Origin of the sequence: Actinokineospora spheciospongiae, assembly GCF_003182415.1 — a bacterium.
Lineage (GTDB): Bacteria > Actinomycetota > Actinomycetes > Mycobacteriales > Pseudonocardiaceae > Actinokineospora > Actinokineospora spheciospongiae.
This window is the reverse complement of the sequence record NZ_QHCP01000002.1, coordinates 313,012-332,317: the sequence shown is the minus strand read 5'-3', so window position 1 is coordinate 332,317 and position 19,306 is coordinate 313,012. Positions and strand designations below refer to the sequence as shown.

Annotated in this window: 15 protein-coding genes and 1 riboswitch; of the genes, 10 read left to right on the top strand and 5 right to left on the bottom strand. The window is 72.8% G+C overall.

What is annotated here, in order from left to right; translation table 11 throughout:
• Positions 1 to 167 precede the first annotated feature (167 nt).
• Positions 168 to 1,019, top strand: a complete 852-nt coding sequence (locus tag DFQ13_RS05150; protein WP_035289343.1) for a helix-turn-helix domain-containing protein — start codon at positions 168 to 170, stop codon at positions 1,017 to 1,019.
• Positions 1,020 to 1,028: 9 nt separating this feature from the next.
• Positions 1,029 to 2,012, top strand: coding sequence for a DUF4185 domain-containing protein (locus tag DFQ13_RS05145; RefSeq protein ID WP_110079007.1), 984 nt, complete (start codon positions 1,029 to 1,031; stop codon positions 2,010 to 2,012).
• A gap of 35 nt (positions 2,013 to 2,047) precedes the next feature.
• On the opposite strand, the gene DFQ13_RS05140 is transcribed toward DFQ13_RS05145, so the two are convergent.
• The 3 genes from DFQ13_RS05140 to DFQ13_RS05130 all read right to left on the bottom strand — a co-directional run bounded on the left by DFQ13_RS05140 (position 2,048) and on the right by DFQ13_RS05130 (position 5,021).
• The gene (locus DFQ13_RS05140; protein WP_110079006.1) at positions 2,048 to 2,815 is read right to left on the bottom strand and encodes an ABC transporter permease; all 768 of its coding nucleotides are present in this window, start codon (positions 2,813 to 2,815) and stop codon (positions 2,048 to 2,050) included.
• Positions 2,805 to 3,773, bottom strand: coding sequence for an ATP-binding cassette domain-containing protein (locus DFQ13_RS05135; protein WP_110079005.1), 969 nt, complete (start codon positions 3,771 to 3,773; stop codon positions 2,805 to 2,807). The genes DFQ13_RS05140 and DFQ13_RS05135 overlap by 11 nt, the downstream gene beginning before the upstream one ends.
• A gap of 672 nt (positions 3,774 to 4,445) precedes the next feature.
• On the bottom strand, positions 4,446 to 5,021 hold the full coding sequence (locus DFQ13_RS05130; protein WP_110079004.1) for a PadR family transcriptional regulator: 576 nt from the start codon (positions 5,019 to 5,021) through the stop codon (positions 4,446 to 4,448).
• Between the two features lie 81 nt (positions 5,022 to 5,102).
• Between DFQ13_RS05130 and metG the strand changes: the two genes are divergently transcribed.
• From metG to DFQ13_RS05085, 8 genes are all read left to right on the top strand, one after another.
• A complete protein-coding gene (metG, locus tag DFQ13_RS05125; RefSeq protein ID WP_110079003.1) occupies positions 5,103 to 6,896 on the top strand; it encodes a methionine--tRNA ligase in 1,794 nt (597 codons plus the stop codon).
• Complete coding sequence (locus tag DFQ13_RS05120) at positions 6,893 to 7,753, top strand: TatD family hydrolase (protein ID WP_110079002.1); 861 nt, start codon at positions 6,893 to 6,895, stop codon at positions 7,751 to 7,753. Before metG ends, DFQ13_RS05120 begins: the two co-directional genes overlap by 4 nt.
• 300 nt (positions 7,754 to 8,053) lie before the next feature.
• Positions 8,054 to 9,595, top strand: coding sequence for a resuscitation-promoting factor (locus DFQ13_RS05110; RefSeq protein ID WP_052022001.1), 1,542 nt, complete (start codon positions 8,054 to 8,056; stop codon positions 9,593 to 9,595).
• A 115-nt stretch (positions 9,596 to 9,710) separates the two neighbouring features.
• Positions 9,711 to 10,553, top strand: a complete 843-nt coding sequence (gene rsmA / locus DFQ13_RS05105) for a 16S rRNA (adenine(1518)-N(6)/adenine(1519)-N(6))-dimethyltransferase RsmA (protein WP_110079001.1) — start codon at positions 9,711 to 9,713, stop codon at positions 10,551 to 10,553.
• Positions 10,554 to 10,673: 120 nt separating this feature from the next.
• Positions 10,674 to 10,763, top strand: a riboswitch (SAM riboswitch).
• Between the two features lie 206 nt (positions 10,764 to 10,969).
• On the top strand, positions 10,970 to 11,986 hold the full coding sequence (locus DFQ13_RS05100; protein ID WP_035289360.1) for a methionine ABC transporter ATP-binding protein: 1,017 nt from the start codon (positions 10,970 to 10,972) through the stop codon (positions 11,984 to 11,986).
• Between the two features lie 526 nt (positions 11,987 to 12,512).
• Positions 12,513 to 13,475 (top strand): 4-(cytidine 5'-diphospho)-2-C-methyl-D-erythritol kinase, encoded by a 963-nt coding sequence (locus DFQ13_RS05095; protein ID WP_035286133.1) that lies wholly within the window; start codon positions 12,513 to 12,515, stop codon positions 13,473 to 13,475.
• A gap of 32 nt (positions 13,476 to 13,507) precedes the next feature.
• Positions 13,508 to 15,283 (top strand): ABC-F family ATP-binding cassette domain-containing protein, encoded by a 1,776-nt coding sequence (locus DFQ13_RS05090; protein ID WP_110079000.1) that lies wholly within the window; start codon positions 13,508 to 13,510, stop codon positions 15,281 to 15,283.
• Between the two features lie 48 nt (positions 15,284 to 15,331).
• Positions 15,332 to 16,996, top strand: coding sequence for a fatty acyl-AMP ligase (locus tag DFQ13_RS05085; RefSeq protein WP_035286135.1), 1,665 nt, complete (start codon positions 15,332 to 15,334; stop codon positions 16,994 to 16,996).
• 474 nt (positions 16,997 to 17,470) lie between these two features.
• Here the strand turns inward: DFQ13_RS05085 and DFQ13_RS35750 are convergent, their stop codons facing one another.
• Both DFQ13_RS35750 and DFQ13_RS05075 read right to left on the bottom strand, forming a co-directional pair.
• A complete protein-coding gene (locus DFQ13_RS35750; protein ID WP_110078999.1) occupies positions 17,471 to 18,001 on the bottom strand; it encodes a DivIVA domain-containing protein in 531 nt (176 codons plus the stop codon).
• A 5-nt stretch (positions 18,002 to 18,006) separates the two neighbouring features.
• A complete protein-coding gene (locus tag DFQ13_RS05075) occupies positions 18,007 to 19,293 on the bottom strand; it encodes a DivIVA domain-containing protein (RefSeq protein WP_324608961.1) in 1,287 nt (428 codons plus the stop codon).
• Positions 19,294 to 19,306 lie beyond the last annotated feature (13 nt).

Below are 19,306 nucleotides of genomic sequence, written 5' to 3'. Positions count from 1 at the left end.
GCCGTGGATCGTAAGGCGCCCGGTGTGCGGTCCGCGTCGGGATGGTCGACGCGGGGCCCCGGACCGCCCGGAATCGGGCAAATCAACTGATCGTGTAGTTGTTTGCCCAGCTCAGAGGCGGTAGCAAAGTGGAGGCGGTAGCGGATTCACTGGAGACGGGGTGCGGGGTGCCTCCTGGACGGCCCACGATTCGGTCCCGGCAGGTCGCCGGTGAGCTGCGCAGGCTGCGCAAGCAGGCCGGGATGACCACCGGGGAGGTCGGCGCGCGGCTCGGCCTGTCGCAGGCCAAGGTGAGCCGGGTGGAGACCGGCAGCTCCGGGCTGCGCCTCCCCGACGTCGAGGCGATGCTCGGGCTCTACCGGGTGCCCGCGCCCCGGCGGGTGGAGATCCTGGACCTGGTGCGGCAGGCCGCCGAGCCCGGCTGGGTCCAGGTGCACGGCCGCGGCCTGCCCGAGCAGTGGCAGACGCTGGTCGACTGGGAGTCGAAGGCCTCGCGCCTGCGCAACCACCAGCCGCTGATCATCCCGGGGCTGCTGCAGACCCCGGACTTCGCCCGCGCCGTCGTGCGCGGGACCGCCCCGGCGCCGCTCTCGGCCGCCGAGCTGGACGGCAAGGTCGCCGCCCGGCTGGCCCGGCAGGCGATCCTGAGCCGCGAGTCGCCGCCGGTGCTGCACGTGGTGCTGGGGGAGTGGGCGCTGCGGGTGCCGGTCGGCGGCCCGCACGTGCACCACGGGCAGTTGCGGCACCTGCTGGAGATGTCGCGGCGCCCCCGGGTGGTGCTCCAAGTCGTGCCGTCGGACACCGAGGCGCACCCCGGGCTGGAGGGGTCGTTCGTGCTGATGGACTTCCCCGCCGACCCGGCCATGGCCTACACCGAGCACCGGGCGCGCAGCGTGTTCCTCGACGAGCCGGAGGACGTGGAGGTGTTCCGGCTGGCCTGGCAGCGCATCCTGGCGCACGCCTGGTCGCCGGAGCGCTCGACCGCGTTCCTGGCCGAACTGGCGGGGCTGCCCACGTAGAGTCCACCCGTGCGCGTCGTCGGAACCGAACTGGTCAGCAAGGTCACCGGGCACGAGTCGGTCAACGGGACCGCCTTCGGTGTCCACGCCACCGACCTCGGCGTGATGTGGTCCTCCGGCGAGCGCACCTTCGTCGTCTTCGGCGACACCTACGGCGACGGCTGGTGCGGCGACGGCGCGGGCCCGTCGACCGGCGCGGACTGGCGCTGCAACTTCCTCGCCGTCGCCGAACCCCAGGACCTCTCGGCGGGCCTGCGCTTCACCTCGGTCGTGGCCCGCGACGACGGCGCCGCCCGGCAGGTCCTGGAGCGCGACCCCGGCTCGGAGGAGGAGACCGTCATCCCGTGCGCGGGGATCGAGGTCGACGGGGTGCACTACCTGCACTACATGTCGGTGCGGAACTGGGGCGTGCGCGGCAAGTGGTTCACCAACTACGCGGGCATCGCCTTCTCGGTGGACGACGGGCACACCTGGGAGAAGCCGGGCCGGTCGCGGTGGGTGAACCGGGCGGAGAAGGACCACCCGTTCCAGATGGGCGCCTTCGCCCGCGACGACTCCTGGCTGTACCTGCTGGGCACCCCGAACGGCCGGTGGGGTTCGGCTTCCCTGGCCCGGGTGGGGTTCTCGGACATCCTGGAGCCCGCGGCGTACTCGTACTGGACGGGCTCGTCGTGGGTCGAACGCGACCCCTTCCGCGCGGTGCCGGTGCTGTCGGGGCCGGTGGCCGAACTGTCGGTCGTCCACAACACCCACTTCAACCGCTGGCTCGCCCTGCACCTCGACGAAACGCTGTCGGCGATCGTCCTGCGCACCGCGGAGGCGTTGACCGGCCCGTGGACCCTGCCGCAGGTCGTCGTCGCCGGGGACCGGTACCCGGGGCTGTACGGCGGTTTCCTGCACCCGGACTCGGCCGACGGGCCGGTGCTGTACCACGCGATGTCGCAGTGGAGCCCGTACAACGTCTACCTGATGCGCACGGAACTGGCGGACTAGCCCCGGGAGGCGGTGCTACCGCCTCCCGGGGGTGCTCAGGCGTTCTCGCGGGCGAAGGTCCGGCCGCCCCAGATCAACGCCAGCACGGTCATGGCGAACAGCACCAGCGACCCGGTCAGCAACCCGTCCACGGTGAAGTCGCCCCGGAAGGACGCCCGCTCCGCGTCCACCACGTGGGTGAACGGGTTCCAGCGGGAGATCGCGTAGAGCCAGTCCGGCGCCAGGCCCCGGGTGATCGGCACGACGATCCCGGAGAGCAGTAGCACCGGCATCAGCACGGTGTTGAGGATCGCCGGGAACGCCTCCTCGTTCTTCAGCCGCAACGCCAACGCGTACGAGCACGACGACAGGGTCAGCGACACCATCGCCACGATCACCAGCGTCAGCAGGACCGCGCCGACCGACGCCCGCAGGTCGAACAGCAGGTAGGCCATGGCGATGATCAGCAGGGACTGCGCGACCGTCTGGAGCGCGTCGCGCAGGACCTTGCCCAGCAGCAGCGCGAAGCGGCTGACCGGGGTGACCCGCAACCGCTCCACCACGCCCAGGCGCAGTTCGGCCAAGAGGGCGAAACCGACGTAGGAGCCGCTGAACAGCGCCACCTGCACGATCAGCGCCGGGGTGAGGATCTGCCAGGCGGTGCCCGCCGGGAAACCGGGGGTGGTGGCGGTGATGCTCTCCAGCAGCGGGCCGAAGAAGAACAGGTAGAGCACCGGTTGCACCAGGCCGATGGCGATCCAGGCCGGGTTCCGCAGGGACAGGGTGAGGCCGCGCTCGAAGACGAGCCAGGTGTCACGCGGCAACGGGGGTCTCCTCGGCGTCGCGCAGGGAACGGCCGGTCAGGGTGAGGAAGACGTCGTCCAGGGTGGGCCGCTGGACCTGCAACGACGTGGTGGCGATGCCCGCGGCGTCCAGGGCGCGCAGGAGTTCCGGCAGGGCCCGGTCGCCCCGGGGGACGCGGAAGCACACCGGGCCGTCCGGGGCGGCGACGTCGGTGGCCGCCGGAATCCGGGCGGCGATCGCCATGGTCGTCGCGACGTCGTCGGCGGCCACGCCGACCTCGACCAGGTCGCCGGACACCTCGGCCTTGAGGGTGGCCGGGTTGCCCTCCGCGACGATCGCGCCGTTGTCGATCACCAGGAGCCGGTCGCAGAGCGAGTCGGCCTCGTCGAGGTAGTGCGTGGTGAGGAAGACCGTGGTGCCGTGCACGGCGTGCAGGGTGCGGATGTGCTCCCAGAGGTTCGCGCGGCTCTGCGGGTCCAGGGCCGCGGTGGGTTCGTCCAGGAAGAGCAGTTCCGGGCCGTGGACCAGGCCCATGGCGATGTCGAGCCTGCGCCGCTGCCCGCCGGACAGCGACTTCACCGGCCGCCGCTGCAGCCCGGCCAGGTCGAGGCGTTCGGCCAGCAGCGCTCCCCGCGACCTGGCCTCGGCCCGGCTCAGGCCGTGCAGCCTGCCCTGCAGCTCGACCTCTTCGCCGACCCTGGCCTCCGGCATCCCGCCGCCGCTCTGGGCGACGTAGCCGATCCGGCGCCGCACCCCGGTGGGGTCGGACGCCAGGTCGACGCCCGCCACGGTGGCCGACCCCGCGGTGGGCCGCAGCAGCGTGGTCAACATGCGCAGCGTCGTCGTCTTGCCCGCCCCGTTGGGCCCGAGGAACCCGACCAGCTCCCCGGCCCGCACGTCGAGGTCGACCCCTCGCACGGCCTCGACGGTCCCGCCGCGCGTCCGGAACGTCCGCGCCAGTCCGCGTGCTTCGATCACGCCGCACCTCCTTCTAGTCAAGTTTGACTACCGTTGGCGGAGAGGATGCACCGCGAGTGGGGGCTAGTCAAGTTTGACTAGCTCCGGCGGGTGAGTGGGTGGTAAGAGTGCGGAATGGTGCGCAGGCAGGGCGGGGATGGGTGTGAGCGGGCCAAGGTGGGCGTGGGTGCGCGCAAGTGGGGCGGAGATGGCGCGCGGGTGGGGCGAAGGTGGCACATAGGCGGGGCGCAGATGGTGCGGGCGGGGGGTTGGTGGTGAGCGGGGGCTGGCGGCGCGCGGGTGGCGCGTGCGCGGCGCGTGGGCGGGGCGCAGGTGGGGCGCAGGTGGTGCGGCGGGGGGTTGGCGGCGCACGGGTGGCGAGCGAGGTTGGCGGCGCGCGGGTGGCGCGTGGGCGGGGCGCGAATGGTGCGCTGGCGAGGCGCAGGTGGGGCGCGAGTGGCGCGCTGGCGAGGCGCAGGTGGGGTGCGGGTGGGGCGAGGGCGCAGGCGGGAGTTGGGGTGCGGGTGCGGGTGGTTGGGGTGGAGGCGGGGATTGCGGTGCCTGCGTGCTAGTCCGGGTGTCTGCGGTCGGGTGCCCGCGGTGGGGGTGGGGCGCTGCGCGGGTGGCTTGACGAGTGGGTGGGCGCGGGTGGGTGGAGGGCCGCTGACCGGTCCCGGGTGGATCAGTCCTGGATCAGTCCCGGGTGGGGTGGAGGACTGCGGGCGGTTGGGGCAGTCGGAGGCCGCCCGCGTTGAGGCGGTCGAGGAGGCTCGCGGCCCACTCCTGGTCGGCGCGCGCCTGGCCCACCCACAGGTTGGCCTGTTCCAGCACGTGCTCGGGGGTCTGGCCCGGGTCGGCCCGCCACTCGCGCAGCCGGGTCAGGGTCTCGTCGAGCGCCTTGATGCGGGTGGCCAGCAGTGCGCGCACCTCGTCGCGGTCGAGGACCGGGAGCATGGCGATCGCGGCGTTGAGCATCCACGGGTCGCCCGGGGTGGACAGGCCCTCGCGGACGAGCCTGCGCAGCTCGGCGCGGCCCTCGGGGGTGATCCGGTAGGCGACCCGGTCCGGGCCGCCGTCACCCGGTTCGGTGGAGTCCTGCTCCAGCAGCCCGTCGGCGGCGGCCTTGCGGATCGCGTGGTAGATCGAGCCCGGCTTGATCCGGGCCCAGGTGTCCGCGCTCCAGCTCACCAGCTCCGTGCGGACCTGGTAGCCGTGCGCCCGACCGGCCCAGTGCATGACGCCGAGGACCAGCATCCGCGTGGCCGACATGCGCACTCCCTCCGACGTTGTCAACCCTAGGACCGAAACCGGTGGACGCCCACCCACCGGCCCCCTCTACGCTCATCGACCATGAGTGCCCCCGTGTTGACCGCGGTGGCCTGGCCATACGCCAACGGCCCCCGCCACATCGGTCATGTCTCCGGCTTCGGTGTCCCGTCGGACGTCTTCTCCCGCTACATGCGCATGTCCGGGCACCAGGTGCTCATGGTCAGCGGCACCGACGAGCACGGCACGCCGATCTCGGTGCAGGCCGACAAGGAGGGGCTGAGCACCCGCGAGCTGGCCGACAAGTACAACCGGGTGATCGCCGAGGACCTCCAGGGCCTGGGCCTGTCCTACGACCTGTTCACCCGCACGACCACCGGCAACCACTACCGGGTGGTGCAGGACCTGTTCTCCGCGCTGTGGAAGAACGGCTACGTCACGCCCAAGACCCAGATGGGCGCGATCAGCCCGTCCACCGGCCGCACGCTGCCCGACCGCTACATCGAGGGCACCTGCCCCATCTGCGGCTACGACGGCGCCCGCGGCGACCAGTGCGACAACTGCGGCAACCAGCTCGACCCGGCCGACCTCAAGAACCCCCGGTCGCGGATCAACGGTGAGACGCCGAAGTTCGTCGAGACCGAGCACCTGTTCCTGGACCTGCCCGCGTTCGCCGAGACGCTCGGGTCGTGGCTGTCCACCCGCACCGAGTGGCGGCCGAACGTGCTCAAGTTCAGCCAGAACCTGCTCGGCGACATGCGCCCGCGCGCCATCACCCGCGACCTGGACTGGGGTGTCCCGGTGCCGCTCGACGGGTGGCGCGACGCCCCGATGAAGCGGTTCTACGTCTGGTTCGACGCGGTGATCGGCTACCTGTCCGCCTCGGTGGAGTGGGCGCGGCGCAGCGGCGACCCGGACGCCTGGAAGCAGTTCTGGACCGACCCGTCGGCCCAGGGCTACTACTTCATGGGCAAGGACAACATCGTCTTCCACTCGCTGATCTGGCCGTCGCTGCTGCTCGGGCAGAACGGTGCGGGCGACCGCGGCGGGGAGCCGGGCCGGTTCGGCACGCTGAACCTGCCCACCGAGGTGGTCTCCAGCGAGTACCTGACGATGAGCGGGTCGAAGTTCTCCACCTCGCGCGGCACGGTCATCTACGTCCGGGACTTCCTCAAGCAGTTCGGCCCGGACACGCTGCGGTACTTCATCTCGGTGGCCGGGCCGGAGAACCAGGACACCGACTTCACCTGGGACGAGTTCGTCCGGCGCAGCAACTTCGAGTTGGCCAACGAGTGGGGCAACCTGGTCAACCGGTCGGTGTCGATGGCGCACAAGAACGTCGGCGCCATCCCCCGCCCGACCGCGCCCACCGCGGCCGACGAGCAGCTCAAGGCGCAGGTCAGGGCCGCCTTCGACACGGTGGGCGCGAACCTGCGCCGGTCGCGGTTCAAGGCGGCGGCCACCGAGGCGATGCGGGTGGTCGGCGCGGCGAACAAGTACCTGTCCGACGAGGAGCCCTGGAAGCGCAAGGACGACCCGGAGCGCCGCGACACCATCCTGCACACCGCGTTGCAGGTGGTCTCCGACGCGAACACGCTGCTGACCCCGTTCCTGCCGCACTCGGCGCAGAAGGTGCACGAGGCGCTCGGCGGGACCGGGGTGTGGGCGGCGCAGCCGGAGATCCGCGAGGTCGACGACCTCGACGTGCCCGATCGCGGGTACCCGGTGCTGACCGGGGACTACGCGGGCGAGGCCGCGAAGTGGGAGTCGGTCGACATCGAGGTGGGCCGCCCGCTGGCCAAGCCGTCGCCGCTGTTCGCCAAGCTCGACGCCGAGCTGGGTGAGAACGGCCCCGAGTGGGCGCCGATCGTCACGTGAGCCCGCGCAGGTCCGAGCGACCACCGGTGCCGGAGCGCCTGCCGGTGCCGGTGGTCGACGCGCACACCCACCTCGACGCCTGCGGGGCGGAGAACGCCACCGACGTGGCCGTGCTGCTCGACCGGGCCTGCTCCGCGGGCGTCGACCGGGTGATCACCGTCGCCGACGACCTGGCGTCGGCGCACTGGGCGGCCGACGCCTCGGAGTGGGACGACCGGGTGTTCGCCGCCGTCGCCGTGCACCCCACCCGCACCAAGGACTTCTCCGACGCCGACAAGGCCGCTCTGGAGGCCCTGGCCGTGCGCCCGAGGGTGGTGGCGATCGGCGAGACCGGCCTCGACTACTACTGGGACCACTCCCCGCCAGAGGCGCAGCACGAGGCGTTCCGCTGGCACATCGACCTGGCCAAGCGGGTCGGCAAGCCGTTGATGATCCACGACCGGGAGGCGCACGCGGACATCCTGCGCGTCCTCGGCGAGGAGGGCGCCCCGGAAACCGTGGTGTTCCACTGCTTCTCCGGCGACCTCGACTTCGCCAGGGCGTGCGTGGCGCAGGGGTTCGTGCTGTCGTTCGCGGGGCCGGTGACGTTCAAGAACTCCGGCGCGCTGCGCGAGGCGGCGGCCTGGGTGCCGGTGGAGCAGTTGCTCGTGGAGACCGACGCGCCCTTCCTCACCCCGCACCCGTACCGGGGCTGGAAGAACGAGCCGTACGGCGCGGCCTACACGATCAGGGGACTCGCGGAGCTGCGCGGCGTCGATGTGGCGGACCTCGCAGGCGCGGTGTCGGCCACCGCCGAGCGCACGTTCCGGTTGCCGAGCGCAACATCCGACCTTTCACCGCGTGCGGTGCTGCGTTGAACGGACGAGACAATTGCTCCGAAGGTGTTGTGACAGGACTCATAACCTTGCCGGATGTGTTTGCGCAACCACCCGGGGCTCGTTACTGTCCCGTGATCGTACCCACCCGGGGCTGAACGTCCCGGTGAAAACCCGGAGCTTCGCCAGTACACGTCGGGGTGGCTGGCTGCGGGATGTCGAGACGAATGAATGCGCGGAGACGCGCTCGGACGGCGAGAGGGAGCAGGCCATCGAGTTCTCGGTTGACCTGACCCCATCGCCTGCGGAGCACGGCTCCCGCCTTCTGGAGGAAACGACCCTGTGAGCGGCAAACAGACCGACGGCCCCGGCCGTCCTGAGCACGACGGCTTCGTCGACACCGACTGGTTCACCCCGGTGCGCGCGACGGCCACGACGCTCGACGACCACGAGGCCGACTTCTCGGCCTGGAAGTCGGAGTTCCCCGAGTACGACCTGGACACCGGGTACTCGTCCTCGCTGGACATCACCGACCAGGACGTCCGCTACGCCCTCGGCCCGCAGGCCGACGAGATCATGGCGACCGCCGGGGTCGACGTCGACGAGCTGATCCGGCTCATCAACGCCGAGACCACCGTCCTGCCGTCGCTGGCGATGCTCCCGGACGAGGCGTCGGAAGACGACACGGTCGACGCCCCGCAGCGGCTCAAGGTCCGCCGCGACGGCGAGGCCCCCGGCCTCCTCGCCGCGGTCACCCGCTGGAAGTCCACGTTCCTCAAGGCCACGATCGCGGCTGTGCTGGTCACCCTGACCGGCGGCGGCGCGGCGGCCATCGCGATGAACAACACCGTCACCGTCGACATCGACGGCGAGGCCCACCAGGTCAACACCTACGCCGACACCGTCGGCGAGGTGCTGGAGGAAGAGGGCATCACGGTCGGGTCGCACGACTCGGTCAGCCCGTCCCCGTCGGCCGCCATCGCCGACGACGGCAAGATCGTGCTCCAGCGCGGCCGCCAGCTCACCATGACGGTCGACGGCGAGCAGCGCCAGGCGTGGGTGCGCGCCGACACCCTCGGCGAGGCCCTCAAGCAGGCCAACGCCCCGGTGCAGGGTTCCTGGGTCTCCGCGGGCTCCGACGCCCAGGTGCCGCTCGAGGGCATGGCCGTCGAGATCAAGACCGCCAAGGCGATCACCCTGTTCGACGGCGGCAACGCCCCCGCCCCGGTGCAGACCACCGCGGTGACCGTGGGCGAGCTGCTCGCCGAGCGCGGCGTGGCCCTCGGCCCGCAGGACGCGATCCTGCCCGGCGCCGACGTCAAGCTCACCCCCGGTGCCGAGGTGCGGATCAGCCGCACCGGCGTCACCGTGATCAACCAGGCCGAGCCGATCGCGGCCCCGGTGCAGAAGGTCGAGGACCCGGAGGCCGAGAAGGGCTCCGAGGTCGTCGTCGAGCCCGGCGCCCCCGGTGAGCGCATCGCCACCTACCGGGTGACGGAGAAGAACGGCAAGGTCGTCGCGCGCGAGGAGATCGGCTCCAAGGAGACGAAGCCCGCGCAGCCCAAGGTCGTCAAGGTCGGCACCAAGAAGCCCCCGCAGCCGGTGCAGGCCGCGCAGCCGGTCGTCTCCGGCGGTGGCGTGTGGGACTCGCTGGCCAAGTGCGAGGCGGGCGGCAACTGGGCCATCAACACCGGCAACGGCTACTACGGCGGCCTCCAGTTCAACAAGGGCACCTGGGACGCCTACGGCGGCAGCGCGTACGCCGCGTACCCGCACCAGGCCACCCGCGAGCAGCAGATCGCCGTCGCCACCAAGCTCCGCGACAGCCGCGGCGGCTACGGCGCCTGGCCGCACTGCTCCAGCAAGCTGGGCCTGCCCAAGTAGGCACCACTTTCGCAGCGCCCGCCGACGGCCACCACCGGTTTTCCGGGGGTGGCCGTCGGCGCGTCCCGGCCCGGACCCGGTCGGCGGGTCGGGGTTGCGTAGGCTCTCGCGGGTGATGGTGGGTGGATCTGCCCTGCTGGGGCCCGCGGACGTGCGCAGGCTCGCCGGTGAGCTGGACGTGCGGCCCACCAAGAAGCTGGGGCAGAACTTCGTCCACGACCCCAACACCGTGCGGCGGATCGTCGGGGTGGCCGACCTGGCACCGGACGACGTCGTGCTGGAGGTCGGCCCCGGGCTCGGCTCGCTGACCCTGGCGCTGCTGCCCGCGTGCGCGCGGGTCGTCGCGGTGGAGATCGACCCGGTCCTGGCCGGGCGGCTGCCCACCACCGCCCGGGAGCACGCCCCCGAGCTGGCGGACCGGTTGACCGTCGTGCTCGGCGACGCGATGCGGGTGCGGGCGGAGCAGTTGGGCGAGCCCACCGCGCTGGTCGCCAACCTGCCCTACAACGTTGCCGTCCCGGTGGTGCTGCACCTGTTGGCGGAACTGCCCTCGCTGCGCACGGTGCTGGTCATGGTGCAGGCCGAGGTGGCCGACCGGATGGCGGCCGGGCCGGGGTCGCGGGTCTACGGGGTGCCCAGCGCCAAGGTGGCCTGGTACGCCTCGGCCAAGCGGGTCGCCACCGTGCCCAGGACGGTGTTCTGGCCGGTCCCCAACGTCGACTCCGCGCTGGTGCTGATGACCCGCCGCCCGACCCCCGACGCGGACCGGGCCGCGGTGTTCGGCGTGGTCGACGCCGCGTTCGCCCAGCGGCGCAAGACGCTGCGCGCGGCGCTGGCCGGGTGGGCCGGGTCGGCCGCCCGCGCGGAGCAGGTCCTGGTCGCGGCCGGGGTGGACCCGGGGGCGCGCGGGGAGCAGTTGGACATCGACGCGTTCGTGCGCATCGCCGCCGCCCGCTGAGCGCCGACCACACCGGGTACCCGCTGCAGCCGGAGATCATTACTCCGCTGGTGTGATCTCGCGCGGTGTTGTCGTGCGGCGCTTGCTTTTGAGCATCCCCATCGGGTGTACTTTGTGAGCATTCCATCCCGAGCGGCTGAGAGACCTGGCTCGTTGACGCCGCAGCAACCACCCACCGAGGGCAGGTGCTACCGCCAGGAACGATGGAGGAACCACGATGCGAATCCTCACCACCCGGCGGGTCATCGACCAATGCCGACGAGGCGTGACCGCATGTCGTCGTACGCGCGTATCTGGCTGAGCTCTCCCCAGTAGAACGTCGTCTTCGTACCACCCCAGCCCGTCCTGCCCCGGAACGTCCACTGTGGACGAGAGCCGGTCCGGAGGGCTGCCGTCGCGCCGCGTTGGAGCAAATCGTGATCACCGTTGAGAACCTGACCAAGTCCTTCCCCGGCGACGGCGGCCCCGTGCACGCCCTGCAGGACGTCACGCTGGACGTCCCCGCGGGCTCCATCACCGGCGTGGTGGGCCCCGCCGGGTCCGGCAAGTCCACCCTCGCCCGCCTCGTCGCCCTCCAGGACCGCCCCGACTCCGGCGTCATCCGGTTCGACGGGTTCAACACCTCCGGCCTCGACCCGCGCAGGCTCCGCGCGGCCCGCCGCCGCATCGGCGTGGTGCAGCGCGGCGGCCTGCTGGAGCAGCGCACCGCCGCGGGCAACATCGCCCTCCCCCTGGAGCAGGCGGGCGTCGACGGCCCCCAGCGCCGGGAGAAGGTGGGCAGGCTCCTCGACCTGATCGGCCTCACCGACAAGGCCGCCCACTACCCGGAGGCCCTGACCCCCGGCCAGCAGGCCCGCGTCGCGGTCGCCAGGGCCCTGGTCGGCGACCCCGGCCTCCTGCTGGCCGACGACCCGACCCGCGACCTCGACGCCGACGGCGCCGCGGGCGTCCTCACCGTCCTGGACCGCGCCCGCGCCGAACTGGGCGCCACGGTCCTCGTCGCCACCGACGACGCGGGCGTCGTCCGCCGCATCGCCGACGACGTCGCCCTCCTCGACGGCGGCCGGATCACCGAGGCGGGCCACCTGCTCTCGCTGGTCCAGGACCCGCGCAGCGCCGTCGCCCAGTCCCTCCTCCCGGAGATCGACGCCCCGAAGGCCGCCAAGGCCCGCCACGACCGCCTGGCCGAGGTCGTCCTCGTCGGCTTCGCCGCCGTGGGCGCCCTCCTCCCGGAGGCCACCTCCCGCTTCGGCACCACCATCTCGGTCGTCGGCGGCGGCCTGACCCGCATCGGCGAAACCCCGGTCGCCCGCTTCCTCCTCGGCCTCTCCGGCACCCAGGCCGACACCGCCCTGACCTGGATCGCCGAACGCGGCGGCCAGGTCCAGCAGCGCCGCACCGGCCCCCAGGGCTTGGTCGCCGCCTGCGCCTGACCCACGACGAACCACCGCGCCCGCCCCACCGGCACCCCCGGCAGGGCGGGCGCGGTGCTTCCCACCCCAGCCCAACGCACCCGCTGATCCGCCCACCAGCCCCGCCGAACCCACCGGCGCAGCAACCGACCACCCCACCAACCGCCGGTCAAGCGGCCAGCCACCCGCAACCTCACCGGGCGCAGCGAAAGCCAGCCCCCTGCCAACCGCCGGCCCGGCTACGGACATGCCCGGGTGGGTGGATGTGCTTGGGTGGGGGAGGCGATCATGTGCAAGCCTGCCTGGGCAGTGGGGCACTCTTTTCGCCCCACTCGGTCACACCAGGCGCATGATCGCTGTAGGGGCCCCGCCCAAGCAGATCCACCCACCCGGGCACGCCCAACAAACGACCGGGCTTTGAAACCACGGCACGGCTGAGCAGATCCACCCGGGCACCCAGCGAAAAGACCGGCGCTTTGAAGCTCCTGAAACGCACACCCGGGGACCTTGGGACCAGCCAGGGGCAGCACGGCCGTAGGCTGGGCGGGTGCTTGCTGTCGTGCCTCCGCCGGTCACCGTTCGCGTCCCGTCCAAGGTGAACCTCCACCTGGGAGTCGGGGACCTGCGGCCGGACGGCTACCACGACCTGGCCACCATCTTCCAGGCCCTCTCGCTGACCGACGAGGTCACCGTCGCCATCGCCGACGAGCCGGGGGTCGAGGTGCACGGCGAGGGCGCCGACTCGGTGCCCACCGGTCCCAGCAACCTGGCCTGGCGGGCGGTGCGGGAGTTGGCCGAGCACGTCGGCCGCGACCCGGAGGAGCCGAAGATCCGGGTCGTGATCCGCAAGGGCATCCCGGTCTCCGGGGGCATGGCGGGCGGCAGCGCCGACGCGGCGGCCACCCTGGTCGCGCTGTCGTCGCTGTGGCGCCTGGACATCGGGCGCGACGAGCTGGCCGGGGTCGCCGCGCGGTTGGGCAGCGACGTGCCGTTCGTGCTGCACGGCGGGACCGCGCTGGGCACCGGGCGCGGTGAGGAGCTGGTGCCCGTCCTGTCCCGGCACACCTACCACTGGGTCCTGGCCTTCGACCGGCGCGGCCTGTCCACCCCGAGCGTCTACGGCGAGCTGGACCGGCTGCGCGCCGACGGCGACCCGCCCCGGATCGGCGCCGTGGAGCCGGTGTTGGAGGCGCTGGCCTCCGGGGACCCGGGCAGGCTGGCGCCGCTGCTCGGCAACGACCTGCAGGCCGCGTCGGTGTCGCTGCGGCCGGGCCTGCGGCGCACGCTGCGGGCCGGGGTCACCGCCGGTGCCCTGGCGGGCATCGTCTCCGGGTCCGGGCCCACCTGCGCGTTCCTCTGCGCCGACGCCGACGCCGCGCTGCGGGTGGCCGCGGAGCTGTCCGGTGCGGGCGTGTGCCGCACGGTCCGGGTGGCGCACGGCCCGGTGCCCGGGGCGCGGGTCGTCACCGAGGACACCCCGCGCCCGGTGCCGCCCGAGGCGCACGCGTAGTCCGCCCCCCGAACCACACCTGGAAAGCGCGAATGGTCAACCTCGTCAACATCGAGAACGTCAGCAAGAGCTACGGTGTCCGCCCGTTGCTGGACTCGGTCTCCCTGGGCGTCAACCAGGGCGACCGGATCGGGGTCGTGGGCCTCAACGGCGGGGGGAAGACCACCCTGCTGGAGGTGCTGGCCGGGATCGAGCCCGCCGACACCGGGCGGGTCAGCCGCAACCGCGACCTGCGGATGGCCGTGGTCACCCAGCGCACCGACCTGCCCGCCGGGTCGACCGTGCGCAACGCGGTGCTGGACCCGCTGGGCATCACCGAGGAGCACCAGTGGGCCGCCGACGCCCGCGCCCGGTCGATCCTCACCGGCCTGGAGATCCTCACCCTCGGCCTGGACAGCCCGGTCGACACCATGTCCGGTGGCGAGCGGCGCCGGGTGGCCCTCGCCGCGGCCCTGGTGCAGGACCTGGACCTGGTCGTGCTGGACGAGCCCACCAACCACCTCGACGTCGAGGGGGTGCGCTGGCTGGCCGACCACCTGATCAGCAGCGGCACCGCGCTCGTCGTCGTCACGCACGACCGGTGGTTCCTCGACACCGTGTGCACGCGGACCTGGGAGGTCGTCGGCGGCCGGGTCGAGCAGTACGAGGGCGGGTACGCCGACTGGGTCTACGCCAGGGCGGAGCGGGCCAGGCTGGCCGACACCCTGGAGGAGAAGCGGCGCAACCTGGCCCGCAAGGAGCTGGCCTGGCTGCGCCGCGGCGCCCCGGCCCGCACCTCCAAGCCGCGCTACCGGATCGAGGCCGCCGAGGAGCTGATCTCCGACGTGCCGCCGCCGCGCGACAGCGTGGAGCTGCTGGCCTTCGCCAAGCGCAGGCTCGGGCGCACGGTGCTGGAGCTGGAGGACGCCTCGGTGAAGGCGGGCGACAAGCCCATCCTGGACCACGAGACCTGGCGGATCGGCCCCGGCGACCGGGTCGGCCTGGTCGGGGTCAACGGGTCCGGCAAGACCACCCTGCTGCGGCTGCTCGCCGGGGACAGCGAGCCGGTGACGGGCAGGCGGGTCCAGGGGCAGACGGTGCGGATCGCGCACCTGACCCAGGAACTGGTCGAGCTGCCGCCGCGCAAGCGGGTGCTGGAGGCGGTCGAGGAGATCGCGGGCCGGGTGCAGCTCGGCAAGCAGGAGCTGTCCGCGTCCCAGCTCGCCGAGCGGTTCGGGTTCCCGGCGGAGAAGCAGTGGACCCCGGTCGGCGACCTGTCCGGCGGGGAGCGGCGGCGGTTGCAGCTCGCCAGGCTGCTGATGGCCGAGCCCAACGTCCTGCTGCTCGACGAGCCCACCAACGACCTCGACATCGACACCCTCCAGCAACTGGAGGACCTGCTCGACTCCTGGCCGGGCACCATCGTCGTCGTCTCCCACGACCGGTACCTGGTCGAGCGGGTGTGCGACCGGGTGGTGGCGCTGTTCGGCGACGGCAAGATCAGCGACCTGACCGGCGGCATCGAGGAGTACCTGGACCTGCGGCTGAAGATCGTCTCCGCGACCGCGCCCGCCGCGGCGAAGCCGGTCCGCGACGACGGGCCGAAGGTCAACGCCGCCGAGCGCCGGGCCGCGCAGAAGGAGCTGTCGCGGCTGGAGCGGCAGATCGCCACCCTGGACAAGAAGGAAGCCAAGCTGCACGCCGCCCTCGCCGAGGCGGCCACCGACAGCGGCAAGCTCCTCGACCTCGACGCCGAACTGCGCGGGGTCGTCGCGGAGAAGGAGGAGCTGGAGGGCCGCTGGCTCGAGGTGGCCGACGCCGCCGAGTGATCACCGCGGCGCCCCCGGCGGTCTGACGCAGGCCCTAAGCTGGCGGTCATGAGCCGGTTCGTCGACATGCTGCTGGAGACCGCCCGCACCCGGGGGGACGCGCGCGGGATCACCACGGGGGAGCCCGCCGACCCGGTGCGCACCACCTGGGGCGAGGTGCACCGGCGGGCGCTGCGGATGGCGGGCGCGCTGGTCGCGGGCGGGCTGGCGCCCGGGGGCGCGGTCGCCGTGCTGGCCGCCGAACCGATCACCATCGCCCCGGCCGTGCAGGCGGTGTGGCTCTCCGGCGGCAGCGTCACCATGCTGCACCAGCCGACCCCGCGCACCGACCTGGCCGAGTGGGCCGAGGACACCGTGCGGGTGCTGAGCATGATCGGCTCGGAGCTGGTGCTGCTCGGCGCCCCGTTCGACCAGCTCGCCCCGGTGCTGGAGCAGCACGGCATCGGCCACCTGCTGCTCACCGACCTCGCCGACGGCGAGCCGCTGGCCGAGGTCGTCGAGGTCGGCGAGGACCAGCCCGCCCTGCTGCAGCTCACCAGCGGGTCCACCGCCGACCCGAAGGCCGTGCGCATCCTGCACGGCAACCTGTTCGCCAACCTGACCTCCATGCGCGCGGCGTCGGCCCTCGACGTCGAGCACGACGTGATGGTGTCCTGGCTGCCGCTGTTCCACGACATGGGCATGGTCGGCTTCCTCACCGTGCCGATGACCATCGGGATGGAACTGGTCAAGGTCACCCCGGTCGAGTTCCTCACCGGCCCGCTCATCTGGGCCGACCTGATCAGCCGGTACGGCGGCACCATCACCGCCGCCCCCAACTTCGCCTACGCCCTGCTCGGCAGGCGACTGTCCGGAGTGGACGAGGACGGCAAGTACGACCTGTCGTCGCTGCGCCTGGCGCTCAACGGCGCCGAGCCCATCGACGAGAAGGCGGTGGCGGCGTTCACCGCCGAGGGCGCCCGCTTCGGCCTGCGCGCCGAGTGCGTCTTCCCCGCCTACGGCATGGCCGAGACCACGTTGGCGGTGTCGTTCGCGCCGCTGCTCTCCGGGCTGCGCCTGGACTCCGTGGACGCGGACAAGCTGGAGTCCGAGCAGCTTGCCGTGCCCGCTGCCGACGGCCCGGCGCGGTCGTTCGCGTTGCTGGGCAAGCCGTTGGCGGGCATCGAGGCGCGCATCGTCTCGGGGGACGGGGTGGTGCGCGGGGAGCGCGAGGTCGGGGAGATCCAGTTGCGCGGCGAAGCCGTGACGCCCGGGTACCTGACGGTCGACGGTCCTGTTGCGACTCAGGACGCCGAGGGGTGGCTGTCCACGGGGGACATCGGGTACCTGGCCGGTGGGGAGATCGTCATCTGCGGCAGGCAGAAGGACGTGATCATCCTGGCCGGGCGGAACATCTACCCGACCGACATCGAGCGGGCGGCGGGGACCGTGCCGGGGGTGCGGGCGGGGAACGCGGTGGCGGTGCGGTTGGACGCCGGGAGCAGGCGGGAGCGGTTCGCCGTGGTCGTGGAGTCGAAGTTCGCGGGGGACGCGGGGGAGGAGAAGCGGATTCGGAAGGACGTGGGGGCTCGGGTTTTCGAGTCGGTGAACGCCCGGCCGGTGTCGGTGTTGGTGCTGGCGCCGGGGACCCTGCCGAAGACGCCTTCGGGGAAGTTGCGGCGGGCGGCTGCCGGGGAGCAGTTGGAGTCGTCGATCCGGGCTGCTGCTTCTTGACGCCGGTTCCGGTCGGGAGCCGGTGATCTTCTTGGCTGTTGTTCGGAGCGCCGGTCGTTTCGTTGGGGTGCCCGGGTGGGTGGATGTGTTTGGCCGTGCCTGTGTCCTGCAAAGCCCGGTTGTTTGTGGGTGTGCCCGGCTGGGTGGATGTGTTTGGCCGGGGCCCCTATGGCGATCATGTGCTCCAGTGCGTCAGGTGGGGCTGAAAAGATGCCCCACCGCCCAGGCAGGCTGTCACATGATCGCCACCCCCGGCCAAACACATCCACCCACCCGGGCAGGGGCGTAGCCGGGCCGCCGGTTTTCGGGGTGGTCGGCTGGGCAAGCGCATCCACCCACCCGGGCAGTTCGCTCGCCGGGCCGCCGGTTTTCGGGGTGGTCGGCCGCTGCGCCCGGTGGGCTTCGGCGTGGCCGGCCGCTGGGCCTGCCGGTCTGGGGGTGGCTGGTCGGCCGCTTCGTCCGGGGTGGTGTGGCTCAGGTCCTGCGGCGGGTCAGTTCGGTGGCGATGGCTTCCAGGAAGGCGTCGACGTCGGCTTCCCGGTAGCCGGGGCCGAGGCGGGGGGAGGGGCCGAACTTGGTGTCGCGGACGTCTTGGGCGGTCAGGTCGACCGTGCCCCGGAAGGCTTCCTCCGCCTTGAGCAGGAAGGCGTCGACCTCGGTGGCGTCGTAGCCGCGGCGGCCGAAGGGGGTCGGGGGGAAGCGGGCGGTGCGGATGTCGTGGTCGGTCAGGGGGCGCGGTGAGGGTGCCGGGGGTGGGGGGTGGTGGGCGAAGTGCGCGGCCACCCGGTCCAGGAAGTCGTCGACCTCCGACTCGTAGTAGCCGCGCCTGCCGATGGGGGGTTTGCCGAAGCTGACCTCGTGCACCTCGGCGGCGGTGAGCCGGGTCCGGCCCTCCAGGGCGTCGACCACCCGGGCGAGGAAGGCGTCGACCTCGTCCTCGTCGTAGCCGCGCCTGCCCACCGCCGGCTTGCTGAAGCGGGCCGCGTGGACTTCCTCCGGGGTCATCGTGCTCAGTGCTCCCGGCGGTGCAGCTCGTCCACCCACGCTTCGATGACCGCGTCGACCGCGGCCTGGTGGTAGCCCTGGCCGACGAAGAACGTCAGGCCGGGGCGGGCGGCCTCCAGTTCCTCGGCCGTGGGGATGTCGTCGAGGGAGGTGGCGGCTCGGGTGAGGATCTGGACCAGGCGTTCCACGTCGCCGGTGCGGTAGCCGCGGACCCCGGCGGGGGCGGGGGGCAGCGGCAGGAACGGCACGTCGGAGTCGATCGGCAGCTCGGGGGCCGCGTGCCGGGTCGGGTACGACTGGGGGCGCGGGGGCTGCTGCTGCGCGGGCTGCTGCTGGACCGGGGGCGGGGCGGGCTGCTGGTGCTGGGCCTGGTGCTCCGGGGGGACCGGCGGGTAGCCCCTGGGCTCGGTGAACCACTCGCGGTTGTCCCGGCGTGGCGGCTCCTCCGCCTCGTGCCTGCGCCGCACCGGGGCCTGCTGGGGCTGCTGGGTGGCCTGGGGCTGCTGGGCCGGGCGGGCTGGGGCCTGCCTCGGGTGCTGCGCGCCGTCGCCGTTGTCGGTCGTGCCGTTGCCGGGGGGCGGCAGGAAGACGCGGCGCTGGTCCTTGACCGGGAGCTGGTGCGGGCCCGAGGTGTGGCCGGTCGAACCGCTCGCGGCCGGGCGGTGCTGCGCCTGCCGGGGCTGGGCGGGCTGCTGCTGGGCGGGTGCGGGTGGTCGCTCGGCGGGCAGGTCGTCGCTGAGCACGAACGGCTCGAAGTCGTCGTCCGCCGCCGCCGGGACCTGCGCTGCCGGGGCCTTGGCCGCGGGGGGCGGGGCGGCTTGGCGGGTGGGCTCGGGGGTGTTGGGGATCACCCGGCGCCGCGGTGGCGGGGTCGGGTCGGCGGACATGCCCGGCGGCAGCTCCAGGGCCGTCTTCCCCGGCGGGGTGGGGGGCAGGACGACGCGCGGGCCGGTGGCCTGGCCCGGCTGGCGGCGCGGTGCGGGCGGGTCGTCGAAGTCGTCGTCGTCGAGGTCGTCCTCCCCGGCCTCGACCCGTTCCAGGTGCTCCACGACCAGGTCGAGGAACTCGTCCACCTGGCCCTCGTGGTAGCCGCGGCGCACGATCGGGGCGGCGTCGAACTCCACCGAGCTCACCTCGGCGGCGGTGATCGGCTCGCCACCCTCGAGGGCGGCTTCCACCCGGTCCAGGAACGCGTCGACCTGGTCCTCGTGGTAGCCGCGCCTGCCGAAGGGCGCCTTGTCGAAGGTGGCCGCCCGGACGGCCTCCGCGGTCAGCGGCATGTTCGGCTGCACTCCTCAGACGGTA

Excerpts from the sequence above, each read along its gene's own strand:
- DFQ13_RS05085 (WP_035286135.1), top strand. The coding sequence starts at position 15,332 with ATGAGCCGGTTCGTCGACATGCTGCTGGAGACCGCCCGCACCCGGGGG.
- DFQ13_RS05130 (WP_110079004.1), bottom strand. The coding sequence starts at position 5,021 with ATGTCGGCCACGCGGATGCTGGTCCTCGGCGTCATGCACTGGGCCGGT.
- DFQ13_RS05090 (WP_110079000.1), top strand. The coding sequence starts at position 13,508 with ATGGTCAACCTCGTCAACATCGAGAACGTCAGCAAGAGCTACGGTGTC.
- DFQ13_RS35750 (WP_110078999.1), bottom strand. The coding sequence starts at position 18,001 with ATGACCCCGGAGGAAGTCCACGCGGCCCGCTTCAGCAAGCCGGCGGTG.
- rsmA (WP_110079001.1), top strand. The coding sequence starts at position 9,711 with ATGGTGGGTGGATCTGCCCTGCTGGGGCCCGCGGACGTGCGCAGGCTC.
- metG (WP_110079003.1), top strand. The coding sequence starts at position 5,103 with ATGAGTGCCCCCGTGTTGACCGCGGTGGCCTGGCCATACGCCAACGGC.